Source organism: Bombilactobacillus sp. ESL1187, from assembly GCF_058107155.1.
Genome location: NZ_JBYLTZ010000001.1, coordinates 1,059,818 through 1,084,445 on the forward strand (window position 1 = coordinate 1,059,818; position 24,628 = coordinate 1,084,445).

Here is a 24,628-nt window from a genome sequence, read left to right on the forward strand (position 1 = left end):
TAATTATAATTTAAAAAATATGCAAAAAAGGAATCTACGAATGAATTCGAAGAAAAAAATAACAACAGCTGGGGTCTTTTTGGGATTAGTCTGTGGTTTGGTATTGACGCAACAACAAATTTATGCCGATACAACTGCCACTACAGAAACCACAGTTCAAAATACTCCAACAAATTCCACTACTGATGTAAATCCTGTGGCAACAACATCAGATGCGACCACTGAGGTGGCTGCCAATACTTCAGATAGTAATGTACTCTCAGATAGTGCGGCTAATAATAGTTTGCAGCCAAGTGATATTAACGATGCAAATAATAGTCCTGCTTTACAAGCTGGTAGTGCAGCTACTGATTCAACTAGTGAACAATCGGAGTCTACTGCTCCAGCTACTTCTGTGACAATTACTCCGGACAGTAATTCTATTTCAGATAATTCCCCATCAAGTAGTGAGTTAATTACTAGTGGTACTTGGGGAACCAGTAATTGGGATTTTATACATCAAGGAAATGACTATACTTTAACTTTTCATGCCGGACAGATAGAAAATCGAGGAACCGGAATTTATGATGAAGTATTGGGATATGATGAATATAATAATGAAGTAACCGAAATAAATTTTGATCAAGGTGTGTCGGTAAACGATAATTTAGTGTACTTTTTTGCTTACTTACCCAATTTACAGAAAATCAACGGCTTAAATTATCTTGATACGTCTAATGTGACTGATATGAGTTATATGTTTATTCAAGATAGAAGTCTGAAGAATTTAGATCTTAGTACTTTTAATACTGATAAAGTTGACGACATGATGGGGATGTTTGATAATAATATTTCTTTACAAAGTCTCAATCTCAGCAGTCTTAAAATGAATAATTTAGAGAATTATAAATTTGAGTATATGTTTGCTAATGATGTTAATCTTTCTCATTTAGTATTGGGAAGCAACCTGCGTTTTTATAATTATTATGATAATGATATGGAGGCATTTAGTAATGCTGATTTACCAGATGTTCCTGTGCAAGGAACACCAGTAGCAGGTACCAATTTGGTTGTTCAATCACCATATTGGATAGCAACTAGTGGATCAGATCAAGGCACAAAATACACTTCTCATGAATTGATGAATATGCCAGGACGTAATCAAGTTACTACTTATGATTGGGATACTGAAAATCCAGTTCCAAGAGATGTTGAAGCTAGGGCAGTAACACGTACTATTAATCTCCATCAACCAGATGGTTCGATTCAAACGCAGACGCAAACAGGCATGATTCAACGGGTTGTTACTAAGCATGATGATGGCACCACAACTTATGGTGATTGGTCTAAAGTGCAATGGTCAGAATATGATGTTCCAGAGATTGCGGGTTATCAAGCAAATGTCACACAAGTGCCAGCAACTGACATTACAGCTGATTCAATGGATCAAACTGTGGATATTTATTACACACCAGCTGAACAAACTGTTACAATTCAATATGTTTTAGCTGGTCAAGTAGTTGGTACTCAAAAATTAACTGGTTATCTTGGTGATGTATTGAATATCAATTATCATGCCCCTGCTGGTTACGATATTATTGATTTTCCGCAAGCAACAGTAACAGTTGATGCGTCTGGAGATCAAGTGTTGCAAGTTGCAGTCGCTAAACAAACGCAAATGCAAACGAAGACGGTGGTGCGGACTATCAATATTCATTATCCCAGTGGCATTATCAAGACACAAAACCAAGTAGTTGTTCTCAATCGCAGTGTTGATCTTGATGTAAATACTGGACAGACAGTTTACGGTGATTGGAATACCGGCAAATGGGCTGCAGTTACTGTTCCTACAATTAACGGTTATCAAGCCAATCAGTCTAAGGTTGATGCGCAGGATGTTGTAGCTACTGATACTAATCAAATTGTGGATATTTACTACCTAAAAAACTAATTAATTTAAATTAAAAATATTTAAAAAACGACAATTACTCCAACAATTGTCGCTTTTTTGTTGCTATAAAGTTATATATCAATAAAAATAATGCGAATAATTGGCTATTTTTATATAAAAGTGGTTAAATTTAAGTATTAAATTAGTTAATATTCTTATTTTAACGATAATTTTTGCGATTTTTGGCAACTAATAAAAAGCAATTAGCTGACAATTATTACTTAATCTGAATTGAGGGGACTCATAATGAAGAAAAAGAAATTACTTATGACTTTAGGGGTGACATTATTTTCATCAACTTTATGGTTGAGCGTTAATAAGACTAACGCCGCAGCTGACAATGTTGATGATAATAATGCCGCCAGTCAAGCCAATGTCCAAGCAACACCGGATACCACTACGTCTACCACGAATCAAACAACTGATTTAGCAGCTGGTAAAGTAGCGGCCAATAGTGCTTTGCAACTGAATGTTCAAACGGCCAAGAATCAAATTACTGATTTGCAATTAGCAGCAGAGCAAACATCTTCCTTGCAACAAAAGTTGCAGGAGATTAGTACGCAATTTGCTACTCAAATTGACCAAGCACAAACCAGTTCTGACTTAACTAATATCCAAACTACGGCGAAAGCCCAAATTCAAACCGTTGTACAACAAGCTAATAGCTTACAAACTAAAACTGTCGATAATCAGGCTGAAGCAAACAATACAACAACTACTCCAGCACCAACTCAAGATGACACCAATACTGCTCAAACTACGACAGCAAGTGCTACTGACGCGACCCCGACTACTGCTAACGACGAATCAAGTAGTAATACGGACACGTCAACCAATACAGGAACCAATGAGCAACCAGATGAAACTGCGGCTACAAATAATGAACAACAAGTTAAACCTGCTGCAGTGGCAGCAACGAACACCACAACGAAGCCACAAATTAGTAATTTTGATGACACAGTTGCACATGTCACGAATCAAGTAGAGTTAGCTGCTGCTGCCGCTAATGCCAATGTTAATACGATTATCTTGGACAATGATATGACATTAACTGGTAATACCGATATGCAGATAGTTAATCGAGATGTGACAATTGAGTCAGCTGGAACTAATCGCTATTATTTGGATATGCGGGATATGCGTTTTACTACAGGTAATGGTGACAATACAATTACCTTTAAGAATATTGATTTCTATGGTTCTAATTATTGGGGGATTATTAATCCATCAGGTAAATCCAATACTGTTAATAGTGATGGTAGTATTAATCGTGGTCAGACCATTGTTTTTGACAATATTACTTATACCGGCAAACAGATGATTCACGCTAATGGGCAAACCGTGGTGATTCGGAACAACGTTCAAGCCACGTCAGTTCCAAGTTATGATGCACCAGATGGGTCGGGCACGGTTACTAGCACGGGCTACAATCCGCAACAAGTTATTGAAATTAGTGGTTCTGGTGCCGTTGAATTTGAATCAAATGCAACATTTACAGGTACTAGTTACAGAGATCAAGTTATTCAAATTGGTGCTGGGGGCAATGTTACTTTAGATTCTGGTTCTAAGGTTACCTTAAATCCTCATAGCCATGGCCAATGGTCAGAAGCTTTTTATAGTAATATTGCTGGTATTTATATTAATGGTGCAGGAACTATTGATGCCAAAGATGGGTCCACTTTAAATATCAACGTAGCTGGTGAAGACGCTAAAGATACAGCGCAAGCCATTAATATTGGTAATGGTTCTAAAATTAATCTTGAATCGGGTTCCACTGTAAACATCAATAGTGATGGTACCATTTATCAAAACTTGGTATCCGTTGGTGGTAGTTTAAACCTTGACGAAGGCTCTAGCTTCAATATTAATGGTCAGAACATGGATACATTTAAGGGCTCTATCGTTAATATCAGTAGCAACGGTTCTATCAATAATACCGGTGGAACTTTTAAGGTGGCGGTTGATGGTACCGGCGCCATGACCTTATTGAATATTTCTGGAGCCAAGGTCAATATTGATAACCCGAAAGACTTTGTCTTAGATGCCAGCAATAACGCCAATGCTAAATTGATTAACAATAGTACCTTAACGTTAAATGATGTGAAGTTTGTTCACGGAACAGAAACTTCCGGTCCATTAGATAAGTTATCTTTAAAAGTTAATAACAATACTATTGGCACAATTAATGCACCTAGTGATGCTAGTGCGACGAGTGATATTGTGGGCAAAACTTCTGACGCTGAACAACAAGTTGTTGGTTGGTTAAGTGATCAAAGTTTGACAGGTAAGAAGTTAGAGTTTATTTCCGCAGGTCCGTTTATTGACGTGGATAATGTGGCTATTGATACTGATAAGACACACGTTACAGGTCATGTTAGTTCGAAGACTGCTGGTGCTGATCTCAGCAATACCTATATCTACGTGACTGTGAACCACGGTAGTACGCAGACACCAATGACAGGTACTGTCGCTGCTGATTATTGGCGCGATACTACTCCTAAATATATGGCGAAGACTGATGCTGCTGGTAACTTTAGTTTTGATATTCCCGCTGATACATTACAACCCGGTGACACTTTAACTTTCAGTGCCAATAAAGATTTTGTTGACGGTTTGACACCATTGAATGTGGATCCTGAAGTGGCCGCTGCTTTACAAACCAGTCGTGATACGGCCGATGACGCCATTGATGCTGCTGCCACGGCTGCCAAAACAGCGATTGAAAGTAATTCGAGCTTAACACCGGAGCAAATTGCTGCTGCCAAAACGGCGGTTGATGATGCTGTAACGGCAGCTAAAAACAATATTGCCTCTGCTACGACTACTGATGGTATTACCGTTGCTCAAACAGCCGGTGAATTAGCAATTAGTAAAGTCAAGGCGCAAGCGCAATTAGATAACGCCCAAGCGAGCGCCTTGAAGCAATTAAGTGACGCTGGCCTAACGGGAACAGACTTAACTACTGCACAAAATGCCATTAGTCAAGCTTACCAAACGGCTACTGATCATTTAACGAATGCTAATGATCAAGCTGGTGTCGATGCCGTTATTAATAACGATTTACCAAAAATTACCGCTGCGGCTACAACAGCTGTGAACGATCATCAATTGCAACAAGCTAAGTCTGATGCGGATGCAGCCATTGATGCCGCCGCCAGTGCTGCCAAAACGGCAATTGAAAGTAATTCCAGCTTAACATCGGAGCAAATTACTGCTGCTAAAACGGCGGTTGATGATGCTGCAGCCAATGCTAAAACCAATATTGCCTCTGCTACAACCACCGATGGCATTAACACTGCTCAAACAGCCGGTGAATTGGCAATTAGTAAAGCTAAAGCGCAAGCGCAATTAGATAACGCCCAAGCCAGCGCCTTGAAGCAATTAAATGATGCTGGGCTAACGGGGACAGACTTAGATAATGCAACAGCTGCAATTAGTCAAGCTTACCAAACAGCAAATACGAATTTAACGAATGCTAATGATCAAGCCGGTGTTGATGATGTCATTAGTACTGATTTACCAAAAATTACCGCTGCGGCCACATCTGCTGTGAATGATCATCAATTACAACAAGCTAAAGATGAAGCTAATGCGGCCATTGATGCTGCCGCTAATGCTGCTCAGACTGCAATTGATAACGATACGAGCCTGACACCAGCTCAACGTAATACGGCTAAGAATCAAATTACGACTGCTGCCAATCAAGCTAAGAATAATGTTAATACTGCTACAACTACAAGCGCTGTTAATTCTGCGCAAACCGCTGGTAAGTTAGCAATCAATAAACTAGAAGCCCAGGCGCAATTAGATAATGCTCAAGCTAGTGCTTTGCAGCAATTAAGTGACGCTGGCATTACTGAAGATCCAGAATTAAGTACTGCGAAAGCTTCCATCAGTCAAGCGTATCAAACAGCTACTGACAATTTGACGGCAGCAACTAAACAAAGTGCGGTTAATCAAGTAATTAGTACTGATTTGCCCAAAATTACGCAAGCTGCTACGGCTGCTGTCAGTGCGCACCAGTTACAACAAGCTAAGGATAATGCCGATGCCGCGATTGATGCCGCCGCTACGGCTGCCAAAACGGCAATTGAAAGTAATTCGAGCTTAACACCAGAACAAATTACTGCTGCCAAAAACGCGGTTGACAATGCCGCAACTAGTGCTAAATCAAACATTGATTCTGCTACCACTAACGATGATGTTACAACGGCGCAAACTGCTGGTGAATTAGCTATTAATAAATTACAAGATCAAGCCCAATTAGATAACGCAAAAGCTAATGTGGAAGCCCAATTGACGAGTGCTGGCATTACAGGAACTGCTTTGACAACAGCACAACAAGATTTGACAGCTGCTTATAATGAAGCTTCAGCTAATTTAACGGCAGCTAAGACGCAAACAGCTGCTGATCAGGAAACGTCCGCGGGCGTCAAAGCCATCAACCAAGTTTTAGCCACTGCCCAATTAGCTGCTGCTAAAACCAATGCGCAACAAGCGTTAGCTAATAAGTTACAATCGATCACCACGGATATTAATGGCTTGACTAATTTAACAAGTGCACAAAAGAAAACCTATCAAGATCAAGCTAAAGCTGCTTATGATCAGGCCTTTGCCCAAATTAGCAAGGAAACTGATCCAGCTCAAATAGCCACTGAACAAACAACTGGCGAAGAGCAAATTGCAGCCGCTTTGACCACGGCCCAAACAGAAAATACAGCCGCATTAACGACTGCTCAAACTAGTGCCAAACAAGCTTTAGACCAAGAACAAGCAGCTGCTTTAGCTAAAATTGACCAATTAAATTGGAACACACCAGCACAAAAAACGGCGGCTGAACAGCAAGTCAACCAAGCCCATGATGCTGCCGTAACGGCTGTTGATAATGCAACCACCACCGCAGCTGTCACGACTCAACAACAAACGGGTATTGACCAAATGCAACAAGCAGCGACGGATGCCCAGAATTTGGTTAATGATCAAGCCAACGCCATTGCTGTTTTACAAGAAACTAAGACGCAGGCTTTAGCTAAGTTAGACCAATTGAATTTAACACCGGATCAAAAAACTGCTGCTACGACTGCTGTGAATACTGCCTTTGACCAAGCGGTGGCTAATGTCAAAGCAGCTGGTAATGTGCAAAGCATTGCCCAAGCGCAAGCAGATGGAGTGACGCAGATTAATAATGCGGTTGCCGATGCCAATAGTACAGCGACGGCCTTGCAGCAAGCTAAAGATTTGGCTAAGGAGCAATTAGAGTCTGCTAAAGATACCGCTGAAAAGCAGGTTAATGCGCATGCTAATTTGACGGATGCACAAAAACAAGATTATATTCAGCAAATTGAATCAGCCTTTAAAGAAGCTAATGATAATTTGGCTAGCCAAACGGCGATTAGTGCGGTGCAAAATGTTGCTAATGCTGGTATTAAGCAAATCAATGATGTCGTGACGACGGCTGCTGACCAAAACGATTTGCAAAAAGCACAAGCTGATGCGCAAACGCAATTAACGACTGCTAAGCAAAAAGCTGATGCCCAGATTGATGGGAATACGAAATTGACGGCTGCGCAAAAAGCGGCGGCACACCAACAAGTCACATCTGCTTATAAGGCGGCGCAAGCTAATATTGACGATCAAACAACGATTGCTGATGTCAATACTGCCCGCGATGACGGCATTACGGCCATGAACGCTGCCGTAATTGCTGCCAATACAGATGCTGAAAACCTCAAACAATCACGTTTAGATGCGATTCAAGCGTTGGCAGCTGCTCAGGTCAAGGCCGACGATGATATTGATAATAGTTCTTTAACAGCGGCTCAAAAACAAGCTGCTCATCAACAAGTCGCAGCTGACTACACCAGTGGGGTAGCGTCCATTAATGCTGCGAGTGATATTACTGGCGTGACAACGGCACAAAGTACTTGGGTGCAACAAATTCAACAAGATGTTGTGGATGCTAATAATGCGTCCCAAGCCTTGAAGAATAAGCAACAAGCTGCAATTGCCGAATTAGCAACAGCCAAAGGCCAAGCAGATCAAGCCATTGATGCTAGTTCGTTAAGTGATGCCCAAAAGACTGCCGCTCATCAAGCTGTCGCTACCGCTTATCAAGATGGAGTAGACGCGATTAACGGTGCCACATCGACGACTGAAGTTGACCATGTTAAAACGCCAGCCTTAGACCAAATCAATGCAGCATTAACTAATGCTCAACAAGCTGCGGCTGATTTATTAGATGATAAAAGTGCTGCTAAACATGCTTTGATGACTGCACAAAATCAAGCTTATCAAGCAATTAATGATTCTGACTTAACGCCAGCTCAAAAGCAATCTGCTAAAGCTGCGGTGGACGATCAATATGACAATGCAATTAATAATGTTGATCAAGCGGCTACGCCGACAGCTGTTCAAACTGCTCAGGATGATGGTGTCACTGCGATTGACCAAGCAGTCACGGATGCTAAGAAGGCTGCGGCTGATTTAGCAACAGCGAAGACGGACGCCATCAAATCCTTAGATGATGAACAAACTAAGCAGAATACGGCTATTGACGATGATACTAATTTAAATGCTGACCAAAAAGCGGCGGCGAAACAAGCAGTTAAACAAGCCCATGATCAAGCTGTAGCGCAAGTTAATGCGGCTAACGATACTGCTGGAGTTACCAGCGCACAATCTGCCAGCATTAGTGCAATTGATCAAGCCTACACGGATGCACAAACTGCGGCCGCTGATTTAGCAAATGCGAAAGCTACTGCCTTATCCGCGTTAGATACGGCGCAAGCGGATGCTAATAATCAAATTGATGCGGATGACAATTTAAATGCTGATCAAAAAGCTGCTGCTAAAGCTAATGTCCAAGCCGCTTATGACGCTGGTAAGCAAGCCATTCAGACCGCAACTACGACGTCTGATATTACAGATGCTAAAGACGGTGCGACATTACAAATTGAGCAAGCCGTGACTGATGCCCAAGGTAAGGCGGATGCTTTACAACAAGCGAAAAATCAGGCCTTATTGGTTATTGCGCAAACACAGGCTGATCAATATAACAAGATTGACCAAGCTGATTGGACACCTGCACAAAAGCAAGCTGCTAGAGCAGCCGTTAAACAAGCTTACGATCAAGGTGTCAGTGGTATTAATGCCGTGAGTGATGTCAATGATGTGCCGCAGACGCAACAAGCTGCCCAAACGGCCATTATTAATGCTTATACGCAAGCTCAACAAGCCGTTAAAGATTTAGCAGCTGCTAAGACTTCGGCCCAACAAGCTTTACAAACGGCCAAAGATAATGCAGATAATGAAATTAATAATTCTAATTTAACTGACGCTCAGAAGCAAGCTGCTTTGGCGGCGGTTGACCAAGCCTTTAAGCAAAGTCAAGCTGAGGTAGAGGACGCTACCACGACGAAGGCAGTTGATACAGCACAAACTGATGGTGTGACCGCTATTGCTGGGGCTGTCATTGCCGCTAATACGAGTGCTAGTGAATTAGCAGCTGATAAAACAGCGGCTTTAGCTGAGTTACAACAGACCTTAGACCAAACGAATTCAGCAATTGCAGCTGATTCTAATCTAGATGACGCTCAAAAAGCTGCCGCTACTCAAGCTGCGCAAGCTGCTTATGATGACGCTGTAAGCAATGTACAAACTGCTAATTCTGCCACAGCCGTGATTAATGCCAAGAATACAGGTAAGCAAGCTATTCAAGCGGCTTTAAGCGATGCGCAAACTGCTGCTCAAGCTTTACAAACTGCTAAAAATAATGCTTTACAGGACTTAGATAATGCTCAGCAAGCTGCTGATGATGTTATTGATGCTGATCCTAGTTTAGATACTGATGCTAAAAAGCAAGCGGCGAAAGCTCAAGTTGCTGCTGCTTATAATCAAGCAGTCACTGCCGTTACCGCCGCTAGTGATGTAGACGGGGTTAATACGCAAAAGACTGCGGGTGTGGCTGCGATTAATCAAGCACAAAGTGATGCACAAGCATTGCAATCTGCCAAGGATACGGCTTTAGCCGCTTTAGCAGATGAGCGTGATACTGCCCAACAAGCGATTATTGATGCTAATTTGGATCCGGACGCTGCCGCTGCTGCGCAACAAGCAATTACTGCTGCTTATGGACATGCGGTTGACCAAGTTAATAATGCACAAGATGTGGCGAGTGTTGATACGCAAAAAGCAGCCGGAATAACTGCGATTGATCAAGCAGTAACGGATGCGCAAATTGCTGCACAAGCACTACAAACGGCAAAAGACTCAGCTTTAGCTGCTTTACAAACGGCTAAAGAAAATGCGGACAGTCAAGTAGCTAGTTTAGATGCTAGTCAACAAGCTGCTGCTAAAAAAGCTATTCAAGCGGCGTATGATCAGGCCGTTGGCAAGGTTAAGGCTGCTACGACTCCGGCTGATGTCACAACCCAACAAGATGCGGGCGTAGCTGCGATTAACCAAGCTGTAACAGATGCACAAAATACAGCTCAAGCTTTACAAACGGCAAAAGACTCAGCTTTAGCTGCTTTACAAACGGCCAAGGAGAATGCTGATAGTCAGGTTGCTAGTTTAGATGCCAGTCAACAATCTGCTGCTAAAAAAGCCATTCAAGCGGCTTATGATCAGGCTGTTGGCAAAGTCAAGACTGCTACGACTGCAGCTGATGTCACAACCCAACAGGATGCGGGTGTGGTTGCAATTAATCAAGCTGTAACGGATGCGCAAGATACATCTCAAGCCTTACAAGCTGCTAAAGATACAGCATTAGCGGCTTTGGCAGATGAACGTGATACCGCCCAACAAGCGATTATTGACGCCCATTTGGATCCTGCAGCTGCAACTGTGGCCCAACAAGCCATTCTTTCGGCTTATGGCCATGCTGTAGATAAGATCAGTGCTGCCAATGATGCAGCGGAGATTACTACGCAAAGAGATTCCGGCATTGCTGCCATTGATCAAGCCGTTACAGATGCCCAAAATGCCGCTCAAGAGTTACAATCTGCAAAAGACTCAGCCCTCGCAGCATTACAAACGGCCAAGGAGAATGCTGATAGTCAGGTTGCTAGTTTAGATGCTAGTCAACAAGCGGCAGCTAAACAAGCCATTCAAGCGGCGTATGATCAGGCCGTTGGTAAGGTCAAGGCCACTACAACTCCTGCTGATGTAACAACCCAACAAGATGCTGGCGTAGCTGCAATTAACCAAGCTGTAACTGCGGCTCAAGATAAAGATTTGGCTCAGGCAAAAGCAACCGCCTTAGCAACTCTACAAGCGGCAAAAACAACTGCTGAAAATGCTATTAATAGCATGAACTTATCGGCTACTCAAAAGCAGTCTTTGCGGCAACAAGTGCAAACGGCATATGATACTGCTGCTGCTAATATTACGCAGGCTAATACAATTACTGCTGCTCAACAAGCAGCACAAACTGGGGTAGCAGCGATTGAAGCGGTGATTGATCAAGCAAATGCTGGCATTGATCTAACTAATGCTCAGCAAAATGCTTTAACAGCTTTACAAAACGCACAAGCTAGTGCATTACAATTAATTGAAAACATGACGTTACCAACTGCTGATAAAACTGGTCTTGAACAACAAGTTCAAGATCAATATGCTCAAGCTGCTGCTAATGTTGCACAGGCTAAGACGCCACAATTAGCACAACAAGCTAGCTCTACGGGTGTCACAGCGATTGCAGCAATCGTGCAACAAGCAACGAATGCACAATTAGCACAAGCCAAAACGGATGCAGATGCAGCGTTAACCAGTGCTAGACAACAAGCAGAACAAGATATCCATGCAATGGCCCTAACGCAAGAACAAAAGACTGAGTTGTTAAATCAATTAGAACAAAAGTTTGAAGCTGCAAAGGCCCAGATTGAGAATGCTACGACGCCGGATACAGCTAATGCTGCGGCATTGGCAGGTATCACAGAGATTAATGGAGTCGAAGACGCTGCTATTAATCAAGAGACTGCTGATAAAGCCCAAGCAAGTGCAATGGCAGCCTTGGATCAGGCTCATGAACAGATTTTGCAGGATATTGCAGCAGCAAGTATTTCACCAACAGATAAAGCTACTTTGACAGCGAAGGCTGATGATATTTACTCTGCTGCTCAACAACAAATTATCACGGCACATGATAGTAATAACTTAAGTGCTATCCTAGCAGCACAAAATAATGGTGTAGCTAGACTCAAAGCCTTGCATGATGAACTGGAAAATATGCCAGTCTGGCAGCCAACAGTACCAACTATTCCGACTATTAGTTCTGAACCTACAAAGCCAACACAACCAACAATGGAGCGGCAAAAAGGTGTGGTCACAGTGAAACCTAATGTTACTAATGGTTATGTTGTTTTGTATGATCAAGATGGCAACCAGATTGATAGTCAAGTATTGGGTGCGAATACTGCTTGGAAGATTGATTATAAGCGTATAATTAACGGTCAAACTTATTATCGTGTTGGTGCTGATGAATATGTCAAAGCTAGTGATGTTGATTTGACTCCAGAGCAAGCTGGCAATAACCAAATTGTAGATGGCGTTGTAACAACTAATAAAGCCCAAGTGCCAGTCTATAATGCCCAAGGGCAGGTGATTGCCGAACGGACTTTAGGTCACAATACGCAATGGTTGACGAATAATCAACAAACGATTAATGGTCAAACTTATTATCAAGTGGCTCCAAATGAATTTGTCTCTGTCAACGATGTTACTTGGACACCACAAGCGATGATTCTGAATCGCAAAGTGGGTGCCTTAGTCATTAATCAAACCAGCGCGCCTGTTTATCATTATGATCCGGCTCGCAGTTTGATGGTGAAGTCCAATAGTCGCACAGTTACCAACCAAAACCCTTGGCGCTATGATCGTCAATTAATCGTTAACGGCCATACTTATTATCGGGTGGCTGCTGATGAATGGGTAGAAGCTGACAAAGTACTTTTGAATTAATTTGAATCTTTAAAATGAAAATAACTCCTGATAGTTTAAGCTGTCAGGAGTTATTTAATTAGAATGAAAATTAAGCTTTTAATCAAATGAAAACATAAAATGAGGTTTCAGAAAAGTTCAAAAAGATTTCATACACTTTTAGACTATTTGTTGGATAAGTTGTATGATAGATCGTAGTATGATCAATAAATAACAATTAAGGAGACATATTATGGCAAAAGAGAATCGGCGCGTCCAACGGACGAAAACTCAGATTCAACACACACTGATTAATTTGATGCAAAAAAATGACTTAGATGATATTACAGTGACGCAACTATGTGATCAGGTTCCGATTAATCGGTCGACGTTTTATGCGCATTATAATTCAACGTATGATGTGTTGTTAGAAGTTGAAGATCACGTCATGCATGCCTTCATAGAATATTTGTTTCAACAAAAGCAGTTATCAATGGCCGAATATCAGTCACAGATGGATCAATTGTATTTAAAAATTCTGACATTTGTGCAACAAAATAAAGAAGAGATGAAAGTGATGTTTACTTATCCGATCAATGATAAGTTTCACACCGATTTACTGAACTTGTCCCAGGAGAATAATACCTATACAGGGAATGTTTACCAGCAGATTTATACAATTGCTGGAGGCTTAGCCATGGTGCAACTGTGGCTCAAGAATGACTTAGATATTACCCCCGAAGAATTGAGCCAATTGATGATCGAAATGGGACCGTTTGATCATCATTGATTCATTTGGTTAATCATATTAATAATATTAGAAATTTTAAACTTATTTTTGTGATTTAAATTAGAAATATGCAAGAAAATGAATCTTATTATAAATAATTCAAAAGATATTTCTTGTGAAATGATATCAATTATTAACACAATATTTTTCGGTTTTAGAAAATTTACTAAAATAAGCGGTTGCTAAAAATTAATTAGTGGTTATAATTAAATTTGAAACTAATTATTTTATGATGTGTTTAAATTTAAATTGTGAAGGGGTAATTTAACATGAATAAAAATATGTTAAAGCATTCTAGTGTAGTTATTGCTGCTTTATTAGCAGTTGCTCCAGTTGCTACACAAGCAACAAGTATTTTTGCTGATACTAATGCTAGTGACACAGCATCTACAACAACAGGAACTAATGCTAACGGAACTTCGACAGCAACAGGCGCTGATAGTAATGTAACGGCTACAGATACTGCAGCTAGTGATGTAACAACTATTAACAAATTTGTAAGTCACTTTTCTACAGATACGGCTAATATTACTACCCAACAAGCTGCTGCTATGGGTCTTAATGAAACGTTCTTAGATAGAAGTGGTGCTTTAGGAGTAACTAATGGTCAGGATGGCTTAGTTGATCAAGGTGGAAAACTAAGCGGAATGTCCAAACGTTTTTATAGTGGTGATACACAAAGTGGCTCATCTGATGGTATTACAAATGATAATGATGACGCAGCAAATGTTTGGAAGATTGCTGATAAGTATAGTAAAAAGGTAACAGTTGAATTTAATAACGATTCAGCTAATACTTATGAAGTTACGAATGCTAATTTATCAAAGATGACTAACACCGTAAACGGAATTTTAGCAATTGGTGGTGATGTAGTAGAAAAGATCGCTATTTATCCTAACGATAATCCTAGCGCAACTGTTAATACTATTACCTTGAAACTACATGTTTCTGGTGCTCGCGATAATGCTAGTGGTAAATTAGAACAAATCTACAATCAAGCAGACGGTGCAATCAATCGTTTGAATGTTTCCGATAAAATGAAGTCCGCTGCTCATAATGCTGCTAAGGTTGCTTATAACCAATCTTTAAATGATTTGAAGAAGGCTAGAACAGCTGATAACATTACTGATATTGAGAATACTTTACAATCCAACTTAGATAGTATTGATACTCAATCACAAACAGCCGACGATTTTAATAGTTCAAAAGAAATGTCTAAGTCTGAATTAAAAGCTGTCGCTGATGAAACAGATAAAACTATTGATGGTTTACAGGTTTCAGATAGTTTGAAGTCCGCTGCTCATGCTACAGTTAAAGATGCCTACAATATCGGAGTAAAAGATATTGATAAATCTGAAACACAAGCTCAAGTAGATCAAGCTGAAGAAACTGCTATTAATAATATTAAATCTATTGTTTCTCAAACAACAGGTTTAAGTGATGCAAGAGATCAAGCTAAGACTGATTTAAAAGCTGTTGCTGACGAAACAGATAAGGCAATTGATGGCCTACAAGTTTCTGACAGTTATAAGTCTGCTGCCCATAATGCAGTTAAAAAAGCTTATGAAATTGGTGTAAATGACTTTGATCGGGCATCTACTGTTGACCAAGTAAATCAATTTGAAGCAACTGCTATTAGTAACATCAAAGGTATTGTAGATCAAACTAATACTCAAGGTGCTAATAGTCTTTTAAATGATGCTAAAGATCAAGCTAAGACAGAAGCTCAGCAAATTCTTGACAACACTAACAAAGAAATCAATGCTTCTAACTTATCAGATAAGATGAAGAGTGCAGCTTTAAAGACAGCTAAAGAAGCATATCAAATGAGTCTTAACAACATTGATAAAGCTAAGACTTTAGATGATGTTACAAATGCTGAAACTAATTTAATTTCTAATTTAAAGGGTGTTATTAGTCAAGCTTCTTCATTGGAAGATGCTCAAAAGATGGCTAAGACTGAATTGAAAGCTGTTGCCGATGGAACAGATAAATCAATTGATGGTTTGAATGTTTCTGATGCTTTGAAGTCTGCTGCTCATAATGTAGTTAAGAAGGCTTATGAAATTGGTTTAAACGATGTTGATCGTGCAACATCAATTGACCAAGTAAATCAGTTTGAAGCTACTGCTATTGGTAATATCAAGGGTATTGTGGACCAAACTGTTGCTCAAGGTGGCAATAATACGACACCAGCAACCCCAGGTAACACTACACCTTCAGCACCTGTTGATAGTTCAGCAACAACATCTGAAACGACAAATACTAGCGAAAGCACGACAGTTGCTAAGCATGGTGTTGTAACGATTACTAAGTCTGGTTTTGCACAAATTTATGATAAAGCTGGTAATGCTGTAAGTGCTCGCTTATTACCAAATAATAGTGCTTGGAAGACTAATGCATTAATTACCTTAGCTGACGGACGTCAAATGTATAAAGTTGCTGCTAACGAATATGTTTTAGCAAGTGATGTTAACTTTGAAGCTGCCGGCACTGTTACAACAACTAAAGAAAAAGGTGTATTTAACACAACAAATGATGGTGTTTATGCTGGTCTCTTTAACTTAACAAATGGTAAATTTGTTGCTAATCCAGCACGTGTAGTTCCAAGCAACACTTCATGGAGCTATGACAAGAAGGCTGTTGTTGGTGGTACAACTTATTATAAAGTTTCACCTACAGAATGGATTTCATCTGTTTCTGGTACAGCAGTCCCTAGATAATAGATTGTGAAATTAGTTAATTAGTTTAACTTGCTTTTAATAAAAGCTTGAGATGATTTTTTGTTAGAAATTGTCTTGAGCTTTTTTTTGTTTTCCCATTTAAATAAGGCTTTTACAGTGATTTCATTTTTAGACTTATTAAATTGAGATGAGTACGCTTCTTAAATATGTTATTTGTGTAACAAAATATTTACGAATTGATAATATTATGTGTAGATAAAAGAATATCGCTTGCAAAACCCCATAAATGAGTTAAAATAGCATTGTTGGTAAAGATAGATATTGATCATAGATAATTGATAAAATGATACATCGACGACTACCAATTACTATCATTTAGTGTACATTTTAACAGTTATTTATTTTATGTTATAATATCAGTATCTTCTATAAATATAATAGTTCGAGGAGGAATACCAATTATGAAGAAAACTTCATTAATGGGCGCTAGTGTTGTAGCAGCTGCTTTGTTAGCTGTTGCTCCAGTTGCTGCCCCAGCAATTAGTTCCGTTTCTGGTACACAAGTTGTTAAAGCTGATGCTACATCAGATGCAACTGCTGCTGCAAACAAGGTTTTTGCAGGAATCCAAAATACAAGTGCTAACTACGATTTGAGTAGTTCTAATACAGATACTACTTCAAATGCTACAGCATTCAATAATGTTAAGACAGCTTTGTCTACTGCTTATGGTGATACAACTGTTTCTAAGATCATGGATGCTAACAACAAAGCTGAAGGATTTTTACAATATTTCCAATCTGCTACTCCTAATGGTTCAACTTTGACCAATGGTATTGCAGATAACGTAGTTAAGGTTACTTTTAAGTCAGGTGACTTAACATTAAATTCTCAAAATGAATTAAATAATAAAGTTGCTGAAATTGAAAGCAAGGGTGGTTCATTAACTGCTACTTATGCTATTCAAGATGCTAAGAATACTTCAACAATTGCTTCTAAGACATTCACAATGAATGTTAAAGCTGCTGCTGGTGATGCTAGTCAAGTAACTGCATTGTACTTGACAACACCTGCTTCTCTCGATGCTAAGTTTGGCGAATCACTTTCTGACTTTAGTTACAGTGACTCTGCTAAAGTAGCTGCTAAAGACCAAAACGGTGCAGCAGTTGCTGCATTTGCTAATGGTGCTAATGTGAAAGCTTCTGTCCAATACAAAGTTAACAATGCTGATGGCACAACAACTGCTTGGACAGATGCAGATACAACTGCTGCTGGCAGTCACTTCGCTAAAGATGGCAAAGATGCCAACGGTAATAAAGTAACTTATAGCTATCGTCAATTAGCTACAGTATCTCTTCCTACAGGAATGAAACCATCAACAGTTTATGCTAACGGTGCTAATGTTACTAAAGCAGATACAACAGCTTACACTTTGACAACTCCTATTAATGTTAATGGTTCAGCTGCTGAAGATACAACAGGAACAACTCTTGCTAAAGTTAAGGGTGTTGCTGTAGTTAACTCTGATGTAACTTATGCTCAATTGGTTGACAGACAAGGTAATGTCATTGCTGGCCGTGTACTTCCCGCTAACACAAGCTGGGCAGTTGATGGTAAGTTAACTAAATTAGCTAATAATAAAGTATATTACAAAGTATCTCCTAAGGAATATGTTGCAGCTACCGATGTAACATTTACACCTGCTGGTTCAGATACTGACAATTCTTCAACATCTAATTCTGATAACACTTCATCAGCTGTTACAACAACTAAAGAAAAAGGTGTATTTAACACAACAAATGATGGTGTTTATGCTGGTCTCTTTAACTTAACAAATGGTAAATTTGTTGCTAATCCAGCACGTGTAGTTCCAAGCAACACTTCATGGAGCTATGACAAGAAGGCTGTTGTTGGTGGTACAACTTATTATAAAGTTTCACCTACAGAATGGATTTCATCTGTTTCTGGTACAGCAGTTCCTGCTAAATAATTGAATTAAATTTCAATTTTAAAAGTCTCTCTGATTGAGAGGCTTTTTTTTGTACAATAAATGAATGTTGATCTCAAAGCAACTTCTATGAAGCGGTCATTAAATATATGTTTTATTTTAGTTACAAATCATCTAATGACTTGCAATCACTTAGTGAAAACTTTAATATCAAAGTGTAATCAATTCTGGAGGGATTTTCTTGAAGAAAACATTCATTACTTCAACTTTAACAGCTGCTTTGTTAACTACTTCCGCTTTACCAAGTGTAGCTAATTTAACGCAAGCAGCTGACAATAACTCATCAACTATTAGTGATGAGCAGGTTAGTTCAAAACAACAAGTAACTAATAATTCACAAGTTACTGATCAAACGGCTGCACAGGCGACGCAAGCGACACAAGATAGCGGTCATGCTATCTCAACACAAAACAGCGATCCAACGGTTAGTCCAGTGTCACCAGCAGCCACCCCGGCAATTAGCCCTAAAATGGTTACTGAAGGCACTTTTGCGACAACTAGTACACAGCAAGCTTTTATTCAACAAATTGCTCCATACGCCCAACAAGCTGCTAATTCGCGCAATTTATATCCATCAGTCATGATGGCTCAAGCTATTTTGGAAAGTGGTTGGGGAACATCAGCTTTGTCCCAAGCACCTAATTACAATTTATTTGGCATTAAGGGGAGTTATAATGGTGCCTCAGTGGATATGCCGACTTTAGAGTGGATTAACGGTCAGTATGTTTCAGTTGATGCCTATTTCCGTAAATATCCTAGTTATTTGGAATCTTTTAATGATAATGGGGATAAATTACGTTATGGCGTCAGTTGGGATAGCTCTTATTACAGTGGTACTTGGCGTGAGAATACAACTAGCTATCGCGATGCAACAGCTTGGTTGCAAGGACGTTATGCAACGGATCCAACTTATGCTAGCAAGTTAAATGATATTATTGATACGTATAATTTAACACAGTATGATAATACAGCTGCTGCTGATGCAACTGTACCAAGTGGTAGTTCTTCAGCAACTGACAATACCATTGATAATCTGCAACCGGGTCAAGTTCAGACTTTTCGGCATGTAGTGCGGACAACGAACGTTGTGTCGTATGCTTGGTTGTATGATGAAAATGGTACTAGAATCGAAGCACGACTTTTGCCTAAGAATACCGATTGGAAAGCTGATAAAGTTAAAAATATTAATGGTTATCGTTATTATCGAGTAGCTGGTGATGAATGGGTTTTAGCTAATGATGTAACTATAATGCAGTAATTTTGTCTTTTAATTTATTTGTTTATATTTGTGTATAATTAATGCTTGCAAAAAGGATCTCTGAATTTATTATAACTTCGGAGATCCTTTTTATGTAAGCAAATTTAAAAAAGGATTTTTCCATATTATCAAATCAAGTCTAATCAAGTCTTCAATTTAGTAGTTAACAGTATGACTATATGGGCATCACTACGGTTTTGAATATCAAGTGATACAAAATTATTCGAGAGAAATTAGTTAAATATTGAAAGATTCTTGATTGTGTTATCTGACATAGAGGATTAATTTTTTTGAATAATGATAATCCAATTTCAACCAAACTGATATTTTTATTTTGTTTTTTTAATTGTTATTTATATCTGAAATATCAGTTATGAAATTGTAGGATCTTAAGCTTATGATTTGAACGTCAAAAAAATGGAATTATATTAATTTACAAATTAAATTAGCTATAATTTATTTTTTTATTAACCATAAATATTTTCTTTTCTTTTTTTGATTTAAATTTATCAAATTATAAATTTTTGCTAAAAATAAAAACGTTAAGAGATAAAAACATAGCGTTTAATTGGATTTTATTAATTTTTTAATTTTTGGTGTTATAATTTAATCGGTTTCAAAATAAAGGTATTATAAGGAGGAAAAAGTAATGACCTGGAAATCAAAGATAGTAGTGCTAGCTGCAAGTTTAACAATGGCTGCCCCGGTAATAAGTACAGGACTGACTAATGTTAGTGCGGATACAGTCAATGATAACTCTGCGCAGATTAGTACTCGTAATATTGTTATTAGTCCAACCAAAGGTGTAGTTACCGTATCTGCATCAAAAGGACGTCTGTTTACGGATAATTTTGATCTGGTAGCTGAGCGTTATGTAACATATCAATCAGCTTGGAAAACTGATAAAATTGCATACGATTCATCAACAGGGAAAGAATACTTTCGGATTGCACCGAATGAATGGTTAGTTTCTGACGATGTAGTATTTTCATACTAATTGAGTTATTGACGGTTGGAATATTTCTTTTAAGTTAGAAGGTATTAAAAAATCATGAATCTTAAATCAAATTTAATGATGTTGGCAACAAGTGTATTGATGTTGGCTCCAGTTATTAGTACTAGTTTGACTAGTGTTAGTGCGGACACTGTTAATGATAATTCTGAACAGGTTAGTCCCCGTAATGTTGTTATTAGTCCCACTAAAGGTGTAGTAACTGTTACTGCAGAAAATGGTCGTCTCTATACTGATGATTTTAAACAGATTACATTGCGTTATATTAAGTATCAATCATCATGGAAGACAGATAAAATTGCCTATGATTCAGTCACAGGAAAAGAGTATTTTCGGATTGCTCCCAATATGTGGGTAATTTCTGATGATGTAGTATTTTCTTAATATTTTTATACTATTTTCAGATGAAAAGGTTTTCTGCTATACTTGCAGCTTTGCAATTAATATTTAGCATTGATATTTTTTAAGTAAAATTAAATTTATGGAGGATGAATATTATGAAAATAAAGTCAGGTTTAATGATGTTAATGACTAGTACTATGATGTTAGCACCTGTTATTAGTACAAGTTTAACTAGTGTTAGTGCTGATACGGTTAATGACAATTCAACCCAAGTTAGTACCCGTAATGTAAGTATTAGTCCTACTAGTGGTGTTGTTACTGTTACAGCACGAATAGGGAGAATGTATGATGATAATTTTCAAATGGAGACTGCTAGGGTTTTGCCATATCAAACAGCTTGGAAAACTGACAAGATTGCCTACGATTCAGCAACAGGAAAAGAATATTTTCGTATTGCACCGAATGAATGGGTAATTTCTGATGATGTAGTATTTTCATATTAATTTAGTTGTATTATTTGTTAATTTGATTGATAGAGTTAGAGGCTAAGAATTATGAAGTTAAAATCAAATTTAACCATATTGGCAACAAGTATTTTGATGTTAGCACCTGCTATCAGTACTAGTTTAACTAGTGTTAATGCAGCTACTGTTAGCAGCACTTCAGAACAAATCAGCACCCGTAACATGGTTATTAGTCCAACCAAAGGTACGGTAACCATAACTGCAGCAAATGGTCGAGTTTACAATGATAGTTTTGCTCTTGTCCAAGGGTTAACCTTCAAATATCAATCATCTTGGAAAACCGATAAAATTGCCTATGATACGGTTACTGGTAACGAATACTTTCGCGTAGCACCTAATAAATGGGTTAATTCTTATGACGTTGTTTTTTCATAATAATTGGTAAAGTTTTATTTGTAAGGAGGAGCTTATAATGAGATTCAAGTCAAGTTTGATGATGTTAGTAACTAGTGCAGCCATGCTTGCCCCTGTTGTGACGACTGGATTAACTGCTGTTTCAGCAGATACGGTTGCCCCCGATGTAACACAAGTTAGCACTCGAAATATCACGATTAGCCCAACTAAGGGCGTGGTTACTGTAACTTCTAACTTTGCTCATTTTTATAATGATAATCTAGAAATGGTGCCTGATTGTGGTGTCTATTATCAAACAGCTTGGAAAACTGATAAAATCGCTTATAACTCATCCACAGGTGAAGAATTCTTTCGGATTGCTCCTAATAAGTGGTTGTCCGCTTCTGATGTAGTATTCTCTTAATTAATTAAAAACTGTAATGTAATTTTGTGATCACAATTTACTTATTAGCTTTAAAGACCTCTTACATAAAAGGGGTCTTTTTTATTCAATTTAATTACTTTAATTACTAATATAAACAGCTTGGTGGTTTTTGTAAGAAAGGTATGAATATAACTATGGTAAATAATAATTCTTTAAATCAGAATTTAACATCAATTAATGTTAATAACTTATTAATTCAATATCAGACTAAAAGAGCTGCTGTGATTAGGTATAATCTGATTTACTCTTATCTGATTGATGCGTCTCGTTCGCAAAAATTATCAGAATACTTGATGTTAAAATATTTTATCAATCAATGCTTTTGCAATATATGTGAAGAGATAATTATGCAAAGAATTTCTAATCAACAACATTCCCAAATCCTCCAATACACCTATTTAAAGCCCTTAAAGAATGATAGGGCTATCATGACAAAACTTAATTATAGTAATTCTAGTTACTATCGTCACAGAAAGTTAGCCCTATGTGATTTTGCGGAATTTTGGCCCAATCGCTTTGATTCGTTAAAAGTATATGATTAAACATTGATAATAGTTGGGATATTTTTGACACATTAAAGGAACACTCTTGGGATAATATCCATTGCATAATAGTATTGTTGAAAGTTTTGAAAGACATTACAAGGAGGTTAACAATGAGAAGAAGAAGAGAGTCACAATTACTTAATATTGAACAAACAGCTATTAATGCAGATAATATTTTAAGTCAGTATCAACATAAGAAGGATTTACTTCAAAGATGGAACTTTGGCATTCAATCGCCTAGTTTTGAAACCGTTACCCAAAATGATCATTCTAAGAATCATGTAGAAGATCGATTAGTGTCACATATTGATGAAAAAACTTTTTGTGGTTGGTGTGAACAGATTATTAACGAGATGATTAATGACAAGCAGCATGCACAAATTTTAAAGTACACTTATTTAACTCCGCTAGATAGTGATCAGGAAATAATGGAGCGTCTACATTATGAACGTTCTAGTTATTATCGCCATCGTAAGTTAGCTTTGTGTGACTTTGCCGAATTTTGGCCACCTGTTGTTCAAGAATTAGTAGTTTACAATGAACAAGTGAAACAAATTTAAGACAAGTTTGAAATACCTATGATATTTAAATCATTGCATAATGATAGCGTAGAAAAAGATAGCTAGTTAAAGCACTTCTAATGAAGTGCTTTTTTTGTACCCGGAAAGGGGGTGGTTGTTATGGATTAATTATATATTTCAATAATTTGGATGTAGAAAGGAGTTTTATAAATGGATAATTCAGGAATTGTGACTGTCTTAGAAAGTAAAGCCAAAGTTTATTCAGCTGTTGCTGGTAGTTTAACTGGCCAAACATTAGCTTTCAATACGCAATGGAAATACAATCTTACTTCTACTGACAGTCAAGGTAAGAATTGGTTTCATGTTGGTGGCAGTCAATGGGTTTGCGAGACAGAAGTTGGCGTGAAAATTCAAAGCGCCGTTCATACTAGCGGAACTTTAAAATCTAATGGTGCTTTTGTGCGGGTTTCACCGAATGGTTCTGGTGCAGGCTTTAATTTAACTGCTCAAGAGTCATATCGATATGATACCAAGGTAATCGATGCTTGGGGCTACACTTGGTATCATGTCGGTTTTGCTAATTGGGTTGCCGGCTTGGATGTCAATTTAAACATTTCGGGGGTTGTGACGGTTACGGAAAGCAAGGCCAAAGTCTATTCGTCCGTTAATGGCAGTGCTACTGGTCAAACTTTAAGTTTTAATACGCAATGGAAGTATAATTTGGTGGCTATTGATGGTCAAGGACGTAATTGGTATCACGTTGGTGGTAGTCAATGGGTCTGTGAAACAGAGGTTGGCAATCAGTTACAAAGTTTAACTCATGTCAGTGGAACTTTGTCCTCCAATGGCGCCGTTGTTTATCATGCGCCTCAGGGTTCGGGAGCTGGTTTTAACTTAACAGCAGGAGAATCTTATAAATACGATACTAAGGCCATTGATGTTAATGGTAATGCTTGGTATCACGTGGGATTTGCTAATTGGGTGTCAGCTAACGATGTCATCTTGGCTAGTTCCAAACCAGGTAATGGAGCGCGTGTGAAAGTTACTTTCTATGATCCAGCAGTTTTGGGATCTTCGATGGGATATGGTGGTGTTGCGGCCAACTTAAATGTTTATCCTAAAGGAACTAATTTGAAGATTGTTTTGGATCAACCAGTTAATGGACAAACAGTACTTTATCGCCAGGTGAATGATACTGGAACTTTTGTTAATCAAAATCCAAATCAAATTGATATTGCTTTGCCTAATTCGCAAATTCCAGCTTATGGCGTCACTTATGCAACGATTTATGTTCTTTAAGTTTATAAAATAATGGAGGAAA

At 38.4% G+C, this 24,628-nt stretch carries 13 protein-coding genes and 1 pseudogene; all 14 read left to right on the plus strand.

Annotated features, from left to right (window positions below; genetic code table 11):
• The first annotated feature begins 40 nt into the window (after nucleotides 1-40).
• Entirely contained in the window at nucleotides 41-1,930 is a 1,890-nt protein-coding gene (locus AC3B5B_RS05035; RefSeq protein WP_489769488.1) for a mucin-binding protein, read from the plus strand.
• Nucleotides 1,931-2,176: 246 nt separating this feature from the next.
• Nucleotides 2,177-12,889: a DUF1542 domain-containing protein gene (locus AC3B5B_RS05040; protein WP_489769489.1), complete on the plus strand. Its 10,713-nt coding sequence runs from the start codon at nucleotides 2,177-2,179 to the stop codon at nucleotides 12,887-12,889.
• A 211-nt stretch (nucleotides 12,890-13,100) separates the two neighbouring features.
• The gene (locus tag AC3B5B_RS05045) at nucleotides 13,101-13,637 is read left to right on the plus strand and encodes a TetR-like C-terminal domain-containing protein (RefSeq protein WP_489769490.1); all 537 of its coding nucleotides are present in this window, start codon (nucleotides 13,101-13,103) and stop codon (nucleotides 13,635-13,637) included.
• A 269-nt stretch (nucleotides 13,638-13,906) separates the two neighbouring features.
• Nucleotides 13,907-16,360 (plus strand): DUF1542 domain-containing protein, encoded by a 2,454-nt coding sequence (locus tag AC3B5B_RS05050; RefSeq protein ID WP_489769491.1) that lies wholly within the window; start codon nucleotides 13,907-13,909, stop codon nucleotides 16,358-16,360.
• A gap of 422 nt (nucleotides 16,361-16,782) precedes the next feature.
• On the plus strand, nucleotides 16,783-18,309 hold the full coding sequence (locus tag AC3B5B_RS05055; RefSeq protein WP_489769492.1) for a hypothetical protein: 1,527 nt from the start codon (nucleotides 16,783-16,785) through the stop codon (nucleotides 18,307-18,309).
• Between the two features lie 199 nt (nucleotides 18,310-18,508).
• Nucleotides 18,509-19,585 (plus strand): glucosaminidase domain-containing protein, encoded by a 1,077-nt coding sequence (locus tag AC3B5B_RS05060; protein WP_489769493.1) that lies wholly within the window; start codon nucleotides 18,509-18,511, stop codon nucleotides 19,583-19,585.
• A 649-nt stretch (nucleotides 19,586-20,234) separates the two neighbouring features.
• Entirely contained in the window at nucleotides 20,235-20,582 is a 348-nt protein-coding gene (locus tag AC3B5B_RS05065; RefSeq protein ID WP_489769494.1) for a hypothetical protein, read from the plus strand.
• A 54-nt stretch (nucleotides 20,583-20,636) separates the two neighbouring features.
• A complete protein-coding gene (locus tag AC3B5B_RS05070; protein WP_489769495.1) occupies nucleotides 20,637-20,981 on the plus strand; it encodes a hypothetical protein in 345 nt (114 codons plus the stop codon).
• 113 nt (nucleotides 20,982-21,094) lie between these two features.
• Nucleotides 21,095-21,442 carry a hypothetical protein gene (locus AC3B5B_RS05075; protein ID WP_489769496.1) on the plus strand — a complete coding sequence of 116 codons (348 nt, stop codon included), beginning with the start codon at nucleotides 21,095-21,097 and terminating at the stop codon, nucleotides 21,440-21,442.
• A gap of 51 nt (nucleotides 21,443-21,493) precedes the next feature.
• A complete protein-coding gene (locus tag AC3B5B_RS05080; RefSeq protein ID WP_489769497.1) occupies nucleotides 21,494-21,838 on the plus strand; it encodes a hypothetical protein in 345 nt (114 codons plus the stop codon).
• A gap of 37 nt (nucleotides 21,839-21,875) precedes the next feature.
• Nucleotides 21,876-22,220 carry a hypothetical protein gene (locus tag AC3B5B_RS05085; protein ID WP_489769498.1) on the plus strand — a complete coding sequence of 115 codons (345 nt, stop codon included), beginning with the start codon at nucleotides 21,876-21,878 and terminating at the stop codon, nucleotides 22,218-22,220.
• A gap of 368 nt (nucleotides 22,221-22,588) precedes the next feature.
• The gene (locus tag AC3B5B_RS05090) at nucleotides 22,589-22,783 is read left to right on the plus strand and encodes a DUF1492 domain-containing protein (protein ID WP_489769853.1); all 195 of its coding nucleotides are present in this window, start codon (nucleotides 22,589-22,591) and stop codon (nucleotides 22,781-22,783) included.
• 113 nt (nucleotides 22,784-22,896) lie between these two features.
• A complete protein-coding gene (locus tag AC3B5B_RS05095) occupies nucleotides 22,897-23,346 on the plus strand; it encodes an ArpU family phage packaging/lysis transcriptional regulator (protein WP_489769499.1) in 450 nt (149 codons plus the stop codon).
• A gap of 984 nt (nucleotides 23,347-24,330) precedes the next feature.
• Nucleotides 24,331-24,606 (plus strand): annotated as a pseudogene (locus tag AC3B5B_RS05100) (hypothetical protein); the annotation flags it as partial.
• Nucleotides 24,607-24,628: the final 22 nt, after the last annotated feature.